Source organism: Acinetobacter sp. ANC 4648, assembly GCF_002135345.1.
In the GTDB taxonomy this organism is placed as follows: Bacteria; Pseudomonadota; Gammaproteobacteria; order Pseudomonadales; family Moraxellaceae; genus Acinetobacter.
In genome coordinates this window covers 642839-659411 of record NZ_NEGI01000001.1, presented here as the reverse complement: position 1 = coordinate 659411, position 16573 = coordinate 642839, and the positions used below count along the sequence as shown (strand labels likewise).

Annotated in this window: 14 protein-coding genes and 1 pseudogene; 5 read left to right on the top strand and 10 right to left on the bottom strand. The window is 38.0% G+C overall.

All coding sequences use genetic code 11. The features are described from left to right. Positions 1 to 57: 57 nt before the first annotated feature. From B9T27_RS03085 to ubiG, 8 genes and pseudogenes are all read right to left on the bottom strand, one after another. Positions 58 to 1018, bottom strand: a pseudogene (locus B9T27_RS03085) (sulfonate ABC transporter substrate-binding protein). 321 nt (positions 1019 to 1339) lie between these two features. After that, complete coding sequence (argA, locus tag B9T27_RS03080; protein ID WP_086205365.1) at positions 1340 to 2692, bottom strand: amino-acid N-acetyltransferase; 1353 nt, start codon at positions 2690 to 2692, stop codon at positions 1340 to 1342. 211 nt (positions 2693 to 2903) lie between these two features. Further along, a complete protein-coding gene (locus tag B9T27_RS03075) occupies positions 2904 to 3281 on the bottom strand; it encodes an RcnB family protein (RefSeq protein ID WP_086205364.1) in 378 nt (125 codons plus the stop codon). Positions 3282 to 3500: 219 nt separating this feature from the next. Next, positions 3501 to 3884, bottom strand: a complete 384-nt coding sequence (locus B9T27_RS03070; RefSeq protein ID WP_086205363.1) for an RcnB family protein — start codon at positions 3882 to 3884, stop codon at positions 3501 to 3503. A 290-nt stretch (positions 3885 to 4174) separates the two neighbouring features. Beyond that, positions 4175 to 4330, bottom strand: a complete 156-nt coding sequence (locus tag B9T27_RS14820; RefSeq protein WP_171263301.1) for a hypothetical protein — start codon at positions 4328 to 4330, stop codon at positions 4175 to 4177. Positions 4331 to 4497: 167 nt separating this feature from the next. Beyond that, entirely contained in the window at positions 4498 to 5244 is a 747-nt protein-coding gene (locus tag B9T27_RS03065) for a YciK family oxidoreductase (protein ID WP_086205362.1), read from the bottom strand. Between the two features lie 42 nt (positions 5245 to 5286). After that, on the bottom strand, positions 5287 to 5973 hold the full coding sequence (locus tag B9T27_RS03060; RefSeq protein WP_086205361.1) for an HAD family hydrolase: 687 nt from the start codon (positions 5971 to 5973) through the stop codon (positions 5287 to 5289). Beyond that, positions 5973 to 6686, bottom strand: coding sequence for a bifunctional 2-polyprenyl-6-hydroxyphenol methylase/3-demethylubiquinol 3-O-methyltransferase UbiG (gene ubiG / locus B9T27_RS03055; RefSeq protein ID WP_086205360.1), 714 nt, complete (start codon positions 6684 to 6686; stop codon positions 5973 to 5975). The genes B9T27_RS03060 and ubiG overlap by 1 nt, the downstream gene beginning before the upstream one ends. Positions 6687 to 6869: 183 nt before the next feature. Between ubiG and B9T27_RS03050 the strand changes: the two genes are divergently transcribed. Beyond that, complete coding sequence (locus B9T27_RS03050) at positions 6870 to 7484, top strand: thiol:disulfide interchange protein DsbA/DsbL (protein ID WP_086205359.1); 615 nt, start codon at positions 6870 to 6872, stop codon at positions 7482 to 7484. Between the two features lie 78 nt (positions 7485 to 7562). Here the strand turns inward: B9T27_RS03050 and B9T27_RS03045 are convergent, their stop codons facing one another. Then, the gene (locus B9T27_RS03045; RefSeq protein WP_086205358.1) at positions 7563 to 8210 is read right to left on the bottom strand and encodes a TetR family transcriptional regulator; all 648 of its coding nucleotides are present in this window, start codon (positions 8208 to 8210) and stop codon (positions 7563 to 7565) included. Positions 8211 to 8385: 175 nt separating this feature from the next. Between B9T27_RS03045 and B9T27_RS03040 the strand changes: the two genes are divergently transcribed. The 4 genes from B9T27_RS03040 (at position 8386) to B9T27_RS03025 (ending at position 14197) form a co-directional block, all read left to right on the top strand. Next, positions 8386 to 9408: a flavin reductase family protein gene (locus B9T27_RS03040; RefSeq protein ID WP_086205357.1), complete on the top strand. Its 1023-nt coding sequence runs from the start codon at positions 8386 to 8388 to the stop codon at positions 9406 to 9408. A 140-nt stretch (positions 9409 to 9548) separates the two neighbouring features. Beyond that, positions 9549 to 10691 (top strand): fatty acid desaturase family protein, encoded by a 1143-nt coding sequence (locus tag B9T27_RS03035; protein WP_086205356.1) that lies wholly within the window; start codon positions 9549 to 9551, stop codon positions 10689 to 10691. Positions 10692 to 11004: 313 nt separating this feature from the next. Beyond that, positions 11005 to 11721, top strand: a complete 717-nt coding sequence (gene rph, locus B9T27_RS03030) for a ribonuclease PH (RefSeq protein WP_086205355.1) — start codon at positions 11005 to 11007, stop codon at positions 11719 to 11721. Positions 11722 to 12031: 310 nt separating this feature from the next. Next, positions 12032 to 14197, top strand: a complete 2166-nt coding sequence (locus B9T27_RS03025) for a phosphocholine-specific phospholipase C (protein WP_086205354.1) — start codon at positions 12032 to 12034, stop codon at positions 14195 to 14197. A gap of 358 nt (positions 14198 to 14555) precedes the next feature. Here the strand turns inward: B9T27_RS03025 and B9T27_RS03020 are convergent, their stop codons facing one another. Continuing rightward, complete coding sequence (locus B9T27_RS03020) at positions 14556 to 16415, bottom strand: LTA synthase family protein (protein WP_086205422.1); 1860 nt, start codon at positions 16413 to 16415, stop codon at positions 14556 to 14558. Positions 16416 to 16573: the final 158 nt, after the last annotated feature.

Here is a 16573-nt window from a genome sequence, read left to right as displayed (position 1 = left end):
TGCTGTGCAAGATATTGAGTCATGTATTGATCCTCTCGTCTGTGTATTTTCTAACTTTTAATAAGCCAAAATAGCGGCTTGAATATTGATTTTATGTGGAATGAGTTTTTGTTGATAAAAAGCATCAGCGACATATTGCTGTTCTTTTACGACATCGTTTGAAATGGGCTGAACGCCAAAACCCATACGAGAAATAGAAGTATTCAGTACGCTCAAAGGTAAACCAGTAGGTTTTTCTAATAATTTTGCAGCATCATTTTGATGCGATTGAACCCACTGGGTAGTTGCATTCAGTTCATTTACGACTGTTTTTAAAATTTCAGGATGTGTTTCAGCAAATTTACGATCTGCTAAATAAAATTGGTGATTACTGACTAAGTGTTGCCCTGTCGCCAGCACTTTTGCACCAAGTTGTTGTTCAGCCGCAGCAAAGAACGGATCCCAAATTACCCAAGCATCGACAGCACCTTTTTCAAAAGCTGCGCGTGCATCGGCAGGGGGTAAATACACCACTTGAATATCTTCGAGTTTTAAATGATTCGCTTCTAAAACTTTCAAGAGTAGGTAATGAACGTTTGAACCTTTGTTTAAAACGACACGTTTACCTTTCAAATCTTGAATTGATTTAATGGTTGAATTTTGCGGAACAATCAATGCTTCTGCCAGAGGCGCTGCTGGCTGATTCGCGATATATACCAAATCTGCATTGGCTGCCTGTGCGAAAATTGGGGGGGGCTTCACCAGCCTCACCTAAAGAAACACTGCCGACATTCAAGCCTTCAAGTAGCTGAGGACCTGCAGGAAACTCTACCCATTTAATTTTGATACCTTGTTGCTTTAAGGCTTTATCTAAGTCCCCGCGGATTTTAATAATTGGTAATAATCCGTATTTTTGATAGCCAATATTGAGCGTAGTAACTTCAGTTTTTTTTGCACAAGCAGAAAGCAGCATTACACTTGCAACACCCAAACTTAATACCGAAATTGTTTTTAAAAATAGGGGGGTATTGCGCTGCATGAGCCTCTCCTTTAAGGTAAATGCTGAATAAGCACATACGCTAAACGGCTTTTTATTTTAAAAAAAATAAGATTTCAGGCTTTAGTCATGAATAAAAAAGATAAAATGAAATGTGAAAAATTTATCTAAAAATATGAATTAGGGAAATAGAGTCGATAGTATTGTTTTTATTAATAATTTTATGTTCATTGTATTTTTACAACATAAAGAGTACAGGGATCTACCGAATACATCCCCGTATCTCACGATGCTAGAGTTTTAGTGCTGAATTGCGTATATGCTTAATAAAAATTAAGATAATGCAGGTTCGTATATTGAGCTCTAAATCATTTTTTTAAAAACCATTGAATTACGTTGATAGTTGTATAACGCTTGGCGTGCTTCAGGCAGATCATCGACACTTGCGCTTACAAAGCCATGTTCTAAGAACCAATGTGCTGTGCGTGTAGTCAGAACAAACAGCTGTTGAATTCCCAGATGATGTGCTTTTTCTTCTAAAAAATACAAAATTTGGCTGCCACGATTGGACTTTCGGTAACTTGGATGTACAGCAACACAGGCGATTTCTGCGGATTGAATTTCATTGACTGCTGTAGGAATCGGGTATAGCGCTGCACACGCTAGAATTGTCCCATCGCGCTCAATAACTGCAAACTGTTCAATTTCACTTTCTAGGCGTTCGCGAGAGCGGTAGACCAAAATACCTTCTTCTTCGAGTGGACGAAGTAAGTTCATTAAACCACCGACATCACCAATATTGGCCATGCGTACTTCTTCATAATGCGCATCTGTGATCATCGTACCATGACCATCTCGGGTAAATAACTCTTCAATTAAAGCACCATCATAGGCATAGGACAGCAAATGCACACGATGCACCCCTTTTAATGAAGCGGCTTTAGCATTATGTAGATGCAAGGCAATCTCAAAATGAGCATCTTGATATTGCATAATGTGCTGATCAAGTTGCTGTGGGGTGATTTCACGTAGTAGCTGCCCATGTTCATCTAATAAACCTTGCTGCTGACCTAAAAAAATTAACTTATCGGCTTTAATATGAATAGCTGTTTTGGTGGCGACTTCTTCAGCCAGTAGATTAAAGACTTCTCCAGTAGTGGAATAACCCGTTGCACCCAATACTACGATATTATGATTATCTAAATGGCGTTGAATCGCTTCGGTATCAATGCTACGGACTTCACCTGTCAGTTGGAAATCTATTCCATCGCGGATGCCATACGGTTTTGCCGTGACAAAATTTCCAGAGACAACATCAATGCGCGCACCGAACATGGGTGAATTGGCGAGACCCATCGACAATAATGCTTCAATCTGTAATCGGATGGAACCGACTGCACTCATGATACAGGGCAAAGCTTCTCGAGTGGTTACTCGACGGTTGATATGAATGGGACTTTGGATACCTTTTTCTTTCAGATTTGCATTAATTTGTGGACGCGCGCCGTGTACCAAAATCAAGCGAATGCCAAGTGAATGGAGCAGGGCAATATCATGAATAATATGTTGAAAATTTTCATGTTGTACCGCTTCACCACCAAACATTAGTACAAAGGTTTTACCACGATGTGCATTGATATAGGGTGCAGAATGACGAAACCAATGCACATATTGCTGAGTTGTGCTGTGTATTGTTTCTAAAGCGTCAGTTTGCATGCCTATTCCAATGAAAAAATGAGGAGTGTTCTGCTGATTCTAAACAAAAAACAGAATTACGGAATAGTAGATGAAAAAAAAGCCCTTTTATACCTTGAGAAAAGTAGATTTTTACTCAGGGTATAAGGGGGCTAGTACATCAATTGAATTGTTTGCTGTCAAAAAATATCATCTCACTAAAATTATCTGTTAATTTTAGTAAGAATAAGGTTTAGCCAATGATTCGAATAATTTTGTGGTTACGTTCATTCACTAACACGTAGTCACCATTAATTTTATACCATTGCTGATATCGCCCTGGTTTAGGTAAATGGCGGTCGTTTTTATAGTTGACTTGATAACGTGATGAGCTGAATTGATTCGGTAAATATTGCCCTGAACGCCATTCACGGCTTGGGTTTACTCGGTTGTTATAACGATCATAACGGTCATGTTCGTAGCGATTATTGTTGTGCTGATTATATTGATTATTCCAGTGGTTTGGCTGTGAATAATGGCGATTATCCTGATAATCTTGTGGTGCTGCTATTGCAGACGTGGCAATCATGGCACTCAGCGATAACGCGATAGCAGTTAAAACTTTTTTCATGTGACTCACCTTAAATTAACTTTTGTCCTTCGATGAGATCAAGTTACGCAATAATTGGAGATAAACGGTGAGGGAGATTTAGTTGAATTGTGAAATGTATGAAGATTTCATGGAGGAATGTAGCTTACAGACTGAAACTAAGTGAATTGAACCCGATAAAGCAAAAAAGCTCAAACGATTGTTTGAGCTGATCAATAAAAATTAGATTATAAAAGTTACTTACATTCCTTTAATTCCGACAATACTATTACTATCCGAATCTACTAAAATATAGTCATTGTTAATTTTATACCATTGCTGATTACGTGATGGTTTAGGAAGGTTACTGTCTCTATAATCGGCTTTATAGCTATTACCACGATAATGTTGTGGCATCACATAACCAGTTTGCCATTTATGTTGTTGTAGACGACGTACACCACGTTCTTCACGTTCGCGACGTTGTTCATTAATATTATCTTCATCTTGTTGGAAATCGAGAAATTTTTGACCATGACCTCGGTCATTGCCACGTTCATTGTCAAAATGGGGTCCTGCATTGGCAACATGACTGGTTAGCAATGCACTGAAAAAAATGGCTAATATAGTCAAAATATTTTTCATGTTAGGCCCTCGTTTATTTATGCTATTTTTCACATCACTAATGTACTGCGAAATTGCAGAGAAACTGTGAAGGTAAAGCATCAATTCATTTAAAAATGCAGAGATAATAAGAACATATTTTGCAACAAGATAAAAGAAATTCATCGTAAGAAATTAGATTGTAATGCTTTAGTCGAATAAGTATTTGAATATTGTAGGTGAATTAAATTTGTAAAAAATTATGAAATCCTCAGAGATATTGGCATCCATTGAATTTGCTGGATTGAGTTTTGGATCAGATGCGATCTGCTTTAGTGCCATTGTTGCGTGATATTTTTTAAACAACAGATCGCCTCAACAATATCATGGGCTTGCTCAGCATCATTTAATGCATAAATAAGGGAATTGGGTAATTGTAAATCTTGAATAGATTGGATCATTTCAGTTTTACGTTTTAAATCACGCATAACAATGCCTCAATTGAATCAGTTGTTGGCTTAAAGCTGATCATAACGAGAATATATAAATTTAAAAAACCGAATAATTTTATAATAATGATTGGATATTTAGATTTAAAGGTGGAGGTTGAGCCCTCTCCGAATCAGGGAGGGCAATCAGCAAGCTTTATTTTAGATTAATCTTGAGCATCAATACTTTGGCCATTCATATCTAGGCTATCTTCGCCCATTAAGTACAGGTAGCCAGGTAAAATTGCTTCTGGGGTGGGCAAAATTTTGGGATCTTCGTCAGGATAGGCTTTGGCGCGCATTGCAGTTCGTGTACCACCGGGATTAATACAGTTATAACGAATATTGGGGTAGGTATTCTCTTTAGCAAAAATTTGGCTGACTGCTTCAATCGCAACTTTGGAAACAGAATAAGCTCCCCACAGTGCACGAGCTTCACGTCCTACGCCTGAACTTGCAAAAACCACAGAGGCATGTTCAGATTTTTGCAATAAAGGTAATAATGCTTGCGTTAAAACAAATGGCGCTCTCAAGTTTACAGCCATGACATCATCCCAAACATCTTCAGGATAATGCGCCAATTCTACACGTTCACCTAAGATACCAGCATTATGCAGAATCCCATCTAAACGCCCGAATTGCTGTTCTAAGGTATTGGCTAAGATTTCATAATCGGTTGCACTGGCAGTTGAAAGTTGTAATGGTAAAATTGCAGGTTGTGGTGCACCTAGAGCTTCAATTTCATCATAAATAACTTCAAGTTTATTTAAGGTACGGCCATGTAATACGACAGTTGCACCATGTAGTGCATAGCTGATGGCAGCGGCTCGCCCAATACCATCTCCTGCACCAGTAATTAAGATAATCTTATCTTTTAATAAATCTGGACGAGGTTGATATGCTGAATACTTCATGGGAGACCTCCTATAATTGTTATGATGTTTTAAAATTTTAACTTAAGCAATTGTTTGCTTGATATCTACCAATTTATTGATGACCTGATGTAGTTCAGCAACATTTTTTACTATACAGTCTGCTTGCCATGCGTTTAAGTCATCTTTGTGTTGCAATGGTAAATACCCATAAGCCGCGAGTATCGTATACATTTTAGCGTTACGACCTGCATCAATATCTCGTGGATGATCACCGACATAGATAATTTGTTTGGCATCAATCTTTAACTGATTGGCTGCAAGGAACATCGGTTCTGGGTCGGGTTTGGTTTTAGCTACATCTTCAGGGCACACTAAAACTGCACAGCGTTCAGTTAAATTTAAGGCATTGAGTAGTGATTCACTGAGCCAACGCGGCTTATTGGTTACGATTCCCCAAGGAATATCATGCGCTTCTAATTCTTCTAGCAATAGATACATGCTTTCAAACAGATCGGTATCTACCGCAATATCATTCCCATAAATATCTAAAAAGCGTTGACGATGGGCAAGAAAGATCGGATCTTCAACTGCTAACTCAGGATAAACCAATTTCACCATAGCGCGTGCGCCTTCGGAAACCTGTGTTCGAATTAGATCTGCATCTACAATATCACGACCTTCTTCACGGCACATCGCTTGAATGATACGGATAAAATCTGCAGCGGTATCAATTAAAGTGCCATCAAGATCAAACAATACCGCTTTCATTACACACCTTCATTTAGAGTATAAACCATATAGTTTACATCGACATTTGGAGCTAACCAGTAGTGTTTGGTGAGAGGGTTGTAATGTAATCCGGTCATGTCTTTCATGCTTAAACCTGCATTGCGGATGTCATGTGCAAGTTCAGATGGTTTAATGAATTTATGATAGTCGTGTGTGCCTTTTTTGAGTAATCGCAGTACATATTCTGCACCAATAATCGCAAATACATAAGCTTTTGGATTGCGGTTAATGGTCGAGAAGAATACATGACCATTGGGTTTAACCAATTTTTGACAGGCTTGAATGATGGATGCTGGATCAGGCACGTGTTCAAGCATTTCCATACACGTCACGATATCATATTGTCCAGCTTGCTCTTCTGCGAGCTGTTCAACAGGTACTTGGCGATATTCAATGTTACTGACATTTTCTTGTTCTGCATGTAAGCGTGCCACATTCAATGGTGCTTCACCCATATCAATACCCAAAACGTGGGCACCACGGCGCGCCATGCTTTCAGCGAGAATACCGCCACCACAGCCGACATCTAGAATTTTTTTGCCGCTTAAACCACCAGAATGTTCATCAACCCAATTTAAACGTAGGGGATTAATTTGGTGTAAAGGGCGAAACTCAGATTGCTGATCCCACCATAAGGCAGCAAGTGCTTCAAATTTAGCAATTTCTTGTGGATCAACATTAAGTTTCGACATAAGCAACACCTCTGAGTAATTTGTTTTAATCAAAAATTAATTCAAGCTGTGCTAGTGTAACCATAATTCTGAAAAAAGCGATGAATCGCGTAAAAAACTTCACAGAAGGAAAACGAATTTCCCATATTTGTTTTATAGTTAGTGCATAAGCTATACAAAATGACTGAGAGGACAATAAGCGTAATGAAAAAATTTATTTTAAGCGGCATGACTGCCATGATCATGGCATTTTCAGCACAGGTAATGGCTGCAGATTATGTTGCCGGTAAAGATTACACCGTCATTCAAAACCCAGGGAAATCTGCTGTTCCAGGTAAAATTGAAGTGCGTGAATTCTTTTGGTATGGCTGCCCACACTGTTTCAAACTTGAACCATATATGCAGACTTGGTTGAAAAAAATTCCGAAAGATGTGTATTTTGTACGCACGCCCGCTGCAATGAACAAAGTTTGGGAACAAAGTGCACGTGGTTATTATGTATCTGAAGCATTAGGTGTACGCAAGTATAGCCATATTCCATTATTCCATGCGGTAAATAGTGGTCAGCAAATTTTTGATCAAGCATCACAAGCGAAATTTTTTACCCAATATGGTGTGCCTGAAGCGAAATTTAATAGCTTATACAATTCATTTGCGATTACCGCGAAAGTTGCAGAATCGAATAAATTAGGTCAACAATACCAATTGTCTGGTGTACCAGCCGTAGTCGTTAATGGTAAGTATGTTGTGCAAGGTGAAAATGAAAAAGTTACTCAAGTGGTTGATTATTTAATTAATAAAGAACGTACTGGTAAATAAGCATTGTTATTTAAAAACCCGCGTTGAGCGGGTTTTTAAATTTTATGAATCTTCAAATTGATAACAGAAATGAGTTGTTTAATTTTTAGGCCGTTCCCAATTTGAAATCCCTCTAAAAATAAGCTGAATTTGGGTCACTGTTTGATTTTTTAAGGCCATTTTTTCGAGTTCTAATTCAATACTCGGTGTTTGGCGAACTAAACTAATCCACGACATTGCCCAAGTAAACGAGAGATTAATTAAGATATTCGATAAGACTTTTAAATCATGCATATTGTGAAAATGTTGCACGCTGTCTATTTTTTCTAAGTCAGTGGCAAAGTCCTGATTGAGATAGTCAATTTCTCTTGAGATCGCATGGCGAACCGCTTCAGCTCCGCCCCAGCGTTCTGCAATCATAAAAATCCAAGGTGCGGGATTCTGATCTACAGCAGAAAAAAATAATTCTAAACTAGCCTTGGTCTTGGTTTTAGGCTGGTTTAAATAGGTTTGTCCAAGCTGATGCAAAATGGTTTTTAAATCGAGTGCGACTTGATCGACCAGTTCTTTGCCCAATTCATCCATATCTTGAAAATGTCGATAAAAAGCCGTAGGCACTAAGCCGACTTCACGTGCAACTTCACGCAGACTGATACTCGAAAATGATCGACCTGAGGTACTTAAACGCAAAGCAGCGTCCAATAAGGCTTGGCGGCTTTGTTGTTTTCGTTCATCACGAATCGACATTCTGATACCTAAGATTAATGGGATGCGGTGAGTCTATCAAAAATTGGTAAAAATTAAACGACGAATGTCAGTGTACATGTGTTGACTGAGTGCTAAATTTGAGTATAGTGTGCATATGTTCACTAAAAGAACACATGTTCACTCAATAAATAGCAAGCACAAAGAGGAACGCAACATGAGTCATTATATACAGTATCAGCCAGAATGGATTCGTGAGGATTTTATCGATTTTATCGCTGAAAAAATCAATCCAGTTTGGGCTTGGAAAAAGATTAAAGCTTCAATTATTAAAACGCGTGCTTTCAGTGCAGGTTTTTATCAAATTCAACTGCGGCCGAACCACAATTTTAAATCACAACAGTTTAAAGCAGGGCAGAGTGTACTTTTAACTGTGGTGATCGAAGGTATTCGTCAGCAACGTAGTTATTCGATTGTTAAAATTTTAGCGAATGGTGATGTTCTTATTGCGGTGAAACAGCAAGGTAAAGTTTCCAATGCTTTAACCCAAATGGATTTTGGCAGTATTGTAGAATTATCACAAAGCCAAGGTGAATTTGTTTTAGACGATTGTTCGCATTCTATTTTATTACTGGCTTCAGGTAGTGGCATTACCGCGATTTATGCACTTTTACAGGATGCACTGTCACGTAATATACAAAATATCGATTTAATTTATTTTACACGTGATGATGCTTTTCATCTCGATTTCGAGCAATTGGTACAGCAATACCCTCAATTTAACTATCATCCTGTCAACACCAGTCAGCAGAAGCAGCATCTAACCCTTGAGTTATTACAGCGATTCGTTCCAGATTTCCAGCAACGTCAAAGTTATGCGTGTGGGGCAAAAGCGATGATGCAAAGTTTAAATCAGATCTATCAGCAATTTGGAATTTCTCAGCAGTTAAAGCAAGAGTATTTCCAAGTGATGGTTGATGAAACTTTAGCTGTTCAACCCGTGACATTTTTACGTTCACAGCAAAAATTTGAAGCGAAATCTAATTTACTAGAAAGTGCTGAGCAGGCAGGGCTAAGACCAACCCATGGTTGCCGTATGGGCATATGTAACACCTGTACCTGTACCAAAGTGAGTGGTTCAACCAAAAATATTCTGACGGGTGAAATTGATCATTCCAGTCAGACTCAAATCAAGCTATGTATTAGTCAGGCCGTGAGTCCTGTGGTGATCAATCTTTAAAAATAAGATTTTAGGTCGGACACTTTAAATTAATTAAAACATATTTTTTAGGCTTCATTTTAGCTATGAGCTTGAGGGAGTGTTGTTTCAAAATTTCAGTCTGTGATTTAAAAATATTTGAATCAGGTAGGAGAAAAATAATGAATATATCCGTCAATTTTCCAAAAAATAGTCCATCGCAACACTTGAGTCCAGAACAAACAGCCGAGTTTGGTCGTCGTATTGATACAATCCGTCGTGAAGTAATGGAGCATCTAGGTGAACAAGATGCGCAATACATTTATAAAATTCGTAATTTTGTTCGTTATAGCGAAATTGCTTCACGTGGTATGTTGATGTTTGCGGGCTGGATTCCGCCTGTTTGGGTGGTTGGAACAGGCTTGTTGGGAATTTCCAAAATCGTCGAAAATATGGAATTGGGTCATAACGTGATGCATGGTCAATTTGACTGGCTCAATGATCCGAGTCTGAATGGTGCCAATTATGACTGGGATACGATGGCTGCAGGTGATGATTGGAAATACACACATAATTATGTGCATCATACTTATACCAATATTGTTGGCAAAGATCACGATGTTGGTTATGGCTTGTTGCGAGTAAGTGAATCGCAAAAATGGGAACCGCGATTTTTATTGAATATTCCTTTAGCAATGCAATTGATGGTGTTTTTTGAATGGTATGTTGGCTTACAAAATTTGCATTTGGAAGATGCACTAATCTATAAAACCAAAACCTGGCAACAGGTTTGGCAAGATGCAAGTAAGTTTCGTAAAAAAGCACGCCGTCAGATTCTAAAAGATTATGTATTTTTTCCTGTGATTGCAGGACCGAATGCTTTACCTGTTTTAGCTGGGAATGCGATTGCCAATGTGATTCGTAGTTTGTGGTCTTCAGCCGTGATTTTTAATGGCCATTTTACTGAGGATGCTGAGACTTTTGAAGCAGACAATACGGAAAATGAAACACGTGCGGAATGGTATTTACGTCAAATCCGTGGTTCAAGTAATTTTACAGGTACGCAATCCTTACATATTTTAAGTGGTAATTTGAGTCATCAAATTGAGCATCATTTATTTCCTGACATGCCTGCCAATCGTTATGCGCAAGTAGCTCCTCAGATTAAGGCTTTATGTGCTGAATATGGCATAAATTATAATGAAGCAAATTTCTTTCAGCAATTTGGGAGTGTATGGGTGCGTTTAGCAAAATGTTCTCTGCCAAATTCGATGACACATACATTTATGCAGTCTTTACAAAAAGTGAAAGGAATTTTTGCTTAAAACCAGATGAATGCATTGTTTCAAATAAAATGAATATTGAGCATTATCTACATTGGTTAAATCTTACTTTTCAAGGATGAAAAGTCATTGAAATGTTATGTTGGAGTGGAAGTTTTGTCTAAGTAATTTGTCAAAGCATTGTGTTAGTAAGCCGCTAAATGAAAGAGATACATAGGATTTTTATCAAACTGGCGATTTTATTTCAAAGGGCTGAGCAGACTATATGCAAAAACCATCAAGCTGTAACGAAATCATCGCATCGGCTTCTGTTATAATCGTGCGCAATTAATTTAAGTCATTATAAGGATGAATTATGCGTATCGACCAACGTACGTTAGACCAATTACGTGATGTTAAAATTACCCGTAACTATACGCGTTATGCGGAAGGTTCAGTATTGGTTGAATTTGGTCATACTAAAGTACTTTGTACAGCAAGTATTGATAATTCAGTTCCTCGTTTTCTTAAGGGTAAGGGACAAGGTTGGGTAACTGCTGAATACGGTATGTTGCCACGTTCAACTCATACGCGTAGTGATCGTGAAGCTGCTCGTGGTAAACAAAGTGGTCGTACTCAAGAAATTCAGCGTCTGATTGGACGTAGTCTTCGTGCCATGGTTGACCTGAAAAAATTAGGTGAAAATACCATTACTATTGACTGTGATGTGATCCAAGCCGATGGCGGTACACGTACAGCAGCAATTACGGGTGCAGCAGTAGCACTCATTGATGCCATGAATGTGTTGCTTGAGAAAAAGAAAATTAAACAAGATCCTTTAAAGGGGTTAGTTGCTGCAATTTCTGTAGGTATATACCAAGATGAAGTATTACTTGATCTTTGCTATGAAGAAGATTCAAGCTGCCAAACAGACTTAAATGTTGTCATGACTCAAGCTGGTGAATTCATTGAAATTCAAGGGACTGCGGAAGAAAAACCATTTACTCGTGCCCAATCAAATGCAATGCTTGAAATGGCTGAAAAAGGCATCCAAGAATTAGTTAAAAAACAACAGGAAGCATTGGGTTGGTAATTTAACTCAATAATTCCTGAACTAAAAAACGCATCTTCGGATGCGTTTTTTATATTTAAAATAGAAAATTAATTAAATTGCCATGAAAGCATCACCAAACTGTCATTGCGCTTGTATTGACTATGAGCATCTTTCATTCATGGATTTGACCGATGCGATTTTTAATTCTTAGTTTAATGTTTAGTAGTAGTTTAATGCTCAGTGCATGTAAGGATGGCAATGACAATAAGAATTCAACACCAAATCCACCGATCTCAAATTGCAAAATACATTGCGCCCCATAATAAATAAGAATGAGAAGGACAGAATAATGAATCGTCGTGAATTTTTGCTTAATTCAACTAAAACTATGTTTGGAACAGCAGCCTTAGCCAGTTTTCCCCTAAGTATCCAAAAAGCTTTAGCGATCGATGCCAAAGTAGATACAGGCACCATCAAGGATGTCAAACATGTGGTCATTTTGACTCAAGAAAATCGATCTTTTGATAATTATTTTGGAACGTTAAAGGGGGTTCGTGGCTTTGGTGACCGTTTTACGATTCCCTTAAGCAATGGACGTAAGGTGTGGGAACAGTACGACGCAACTCAAAATAAAGTATTGCCGTATCATTTAGACAGTAGTCGAGGCAATGCACAGCGTGTCAGTGGAACGCCACACTCATGGTCAGATGGCCAAGCGGCTTGGGATGCAGGTCGCATGTCCAACTGGGTTAAATATAAACAGCCTCAGTCGATGGGTTATTATAAAAAACAAGAAGTTGAATTTCAGTTTGCTTTAGCCAATGCATTTACAATTTGCGATGCATATCACTGTGCTATGCATGCTGGAACCAACCCAAACCGAAAGTTTATTTGGACGGGGACGAATGGCCCAACTGGAGCAAATGTTGCCAGTGTGGTGAATGAATTTGATGAGATCGGTCCATCAACACAAGGTTATGAATGGATGACTTATCCTGAGCGGTTACAGCAAGCAGGGGTGACATGGAAAATTTATCAAAATATGCCAGATAATTTTACGGATAATCCTTTAGCTGGTTTTAAACAGTATCGTCGTGCCAATGAGCTTTCAGGTCAGCCAGTGAGTAATTCAGCCATTTGTCCAGCTTATGATGCTGCAATCGATGCTAAGCAGCCACTTTATAAAGCGATTGCAAATACAATGCCTGACGGTGGTTTTTTAGGTACATTGAAAGATGATATTGCTCAAGGTCAGTTACCACAAGTCAGTTGGATTGTTGCACCAGCGACCTATAGTGAGCATCCTGGACCTTCCAGCCCTGTGCAGGGTGCGTGGTATATTCAAGAAGTTTTAAATGCATTAACCAATAATCCTGATGTGTGGAGTCAGACGGTTTTGTTGGTGAATTTTGATGAAAATGATGGTTTTTTTGATCATATACCCTCACCAAGTGCTCCATCGCGAGATGCCAATGGTGTGCTACAGGGGAAAACGACGCTGTCCGATCAACAAATGTCTTACGAATATTTTGATCATAAAGCTGTAGATACTTCAAAATCACAACCGAAGCCAGATGGTCGTGTGTATGGGCCGGGGGTGCGTGTACCGATGTATGTTATTTCACCTTGGAGTCGCGGAGGATGGGTTAATTCTCAAGTCTTTGATCATACTTCTGTAATTCGTTTCTTGGAGCAACGTTTTGGTGTACAAGAGCCGAATATTAGCCCGTATCGTCGTACTGTATGTGGTGATTTAACCTCAGCCTTTAATTTTAAAACACCTAATTTATTGGCTCTTCCGAGTTTAGATGGGAAGAAGAGCAAAGCAGAGGTAGATGCAATTCGTACCTCTCAGGCTGCAATGCCACAAGTATCACGACCCTTAAGCCAGCAATACCCAGTACAAGATATGGGAATTCGTCCCTCACGTGCGTTGCCTTATATATTACATAGTAGTGCCAAAGTGGATCTCACGGCTCAAACAGTTAAGCTGATATTCTCAAATACAGGAACGCAAGCTGCTGTGTTCCACGTCTATGATCGTTTAAATTTAGACGCAATTCCACATCGTTATATGTTAGAAGCAGGTAAACAATTAGATCATAGTTGGGCGGCTCAACAAGGACAATATGATTTATGGGTCTTGGGGCCAAATGGTTTCCATCGCCATTTTATGGGTGATCTGAATAAAGCCAGCCAAAGAGAATCTCTAGCAGAAGTAAGAGTGTGTGTAGAAGAGTGTGATCCTAAAATTTATTTGAAAGTTCGTAATGATTCAACTAAATCTACAAAACTGTTGATTAAAGCCAATGCTTACTTACCCAACCAGACTTGGAATATCGAGACAGCATCAACTGAAAAAGAGCTACATTGGGATATGTCACAATTCGGTGGTTGGTATGATTTCACAGTCACCATGGTAGATGATCCAACGTATAAACGTCGTTTTGCAGGCAGGATTGAAACCAATGAAGACTCAATTTCAGACCCATATATGGGCTTTATAGAGTCCTAGTTTGAGTTTTTGAAATATTTAATAAGGTGCTATATGCACCTTATTTTTTTATAAAATTTTGAGTTATTGAGATCGATAGACTTTTTTATAGATACATAACTACTTGCAAGATGTTGTTGTTGATATACAAAATCTACCACAATCTGTCATATCCTCCCGTTAGGCTGAATATAAATTTTTTGTAATGAGTTTGCTGATGAAAATATTGATTATTTTATTTGCAGTAATTACTTTTTTAATCATGGCTGGTGATCCTCGCTCTGGAAATGTTGAAACTCGAGATTCATCTTTAAATAATAATTTGTCTAAAGAAAATCTGAAGTAAGAGAATGAAGACTCCGAAGAGTCGTCCTAAAAATTAACTTTCCGCTGGAGTCTTTAGCATTTGATAACTAAAATTTTTACCGTTGAGTACATCCATGTTCAGGTCTTTATATTGATTTAATATTTGTGTTTGATCAAAGTTACATTCTTTTTTCGGCATTACCGCCGTTTGATGCACTGCGTTATAGCATGAGCTGACTTTATTAATAAATGTATAATAAGGTGAAAGAGGAATATGTGCCGCTTCTAAAACTTTAGGGCCTAAGAAATGCGCCGCAATAAAATCTCCTTGTAATTTTTTACGGTCAATTGGGAAGTTACTCCAAATGGCTAAAGGCGTTTCAAAAAACCTAACATCCTTTTTCTCAGTTTTTTCCTGTGCTGAAGCAAAGAAGCCATATTCATCATACACGGCTTGTAAATTTGGTAGATGGTCACCAAAGAAAATGATGATGGTCGGGCGATCTAATTGTTTAACATCTTCAATTAAACCTTTTAATTTATCATCTGCACGTTTCATGCCGGTTAAATAAGTATTTAATTGGCGCTTGGATGCATCACTAATACCCGCTTTGGTAATTTTATAGTTGTCTTTCCCAAAACGATCATCACTGTACATTGGATGGTTTTCGACACTGATCGCATAAATAAATTGTGGTTGCTCTGTATTTTTTAATTGATCGTGAATGCTGCTATACAATAAATCATCTGTTGCCCAACCCGCCTGATTAATAAATTTTTGGCGATCAGCGGCATTGACCATATTTTCAATTGAGGTAAATCGGTTGAAACCTAGATTTTGGTATACCGCGCTACGATTATAAAAATACTTACCATTATTATGCATCGCTGTGGTGTCATAACCTAATGTATTTAGATACATAGGAAGAGAGTATGTCGGACGTTTAAGTTTAGAGACATAAGCCAATTCATTCTGATTCAGTAAAACATTTAAACTGGTTAAAACTTCAAACTCGACATTCGCCGTCCCTCCTCCAAAACTAGGCGAGAGCAGTGTGGAGACCTGATTTTTATGAATGGTTGGGGTAATATTTTTTGGAATGCTTTTATCCAGCTGAGTTGCATCCCAATGTGATTCGCTCATCACAAAAATAATATTGGGTAACACTGGGTTTTTCTGCGGATGAGTCACAGGAGGATTGGTTTGGGCGACTGGTTCAGCATATAAAGCCTGAACTTTATCTTCAGGAATATTTTCAGTTTGAAAGATTTTGGTATTAATACTGTCGACTGATTTTGAAAAAAAGAAAGTGGTAAAACCTAAATTTTTAATGGTCAGATGATCACCCACCCAATCACCACGCGTATTCGGTAAAAAGGCAGTGTATTGGCACAGTGACGATTTCTTCGCAGGTGAGCAGGCCTGACTAAAATTATTGGTAAAATTTGCAGTCACAAAAAATGAAAGTATAGAAACTGAAAAAACTGCATTGACTAACAATAGCTTATTCTTTCCAAAACGCTCTTTTTTATATAGAAAAATGAATAAAGCTAAAAATAATGTAATCCCTGTAAAGACAGTGATTTTTAGAAAAAAAGGAGAGGCAATAAAGGTTTCTTTGACTAACAAAAAATCATTGGGTACAAAGCTAGATGATAAATATTGCTCTTTTTTGATGTTAATAAAAGTCAGAAAAAAAACCAAGAATTGGCTCAGTAAAAGGGTTGCAAAAGTTTTTCTTAAAAATAAGTAAAATAAGCTAATAAAAGAATAATTTAGGAGAACAGAAAAACCATATTTATATAGGCGCAATTTTTGATAAGGCTCACTGAATTGTAAGAACTTACTGAGATCTTCTTGGTATAAGAAAAAAATGAACACGGATAAAAAAGCCACAAGTAGGAATAATACTTGCTGTTTCAATGTCGCCATTTGATCTAATTTGCGCTGCTTTGGGATGGGCAAATATTATAGGCCGTTTAGATATTTTTACAATGTAATCAGGTTGCTTAAATTGTAATCAATAAGTGTGGTTTAGGTTTGTGGATAAATACAAGATTATCGAGCACAATTAGCGAAATAATTTTTGA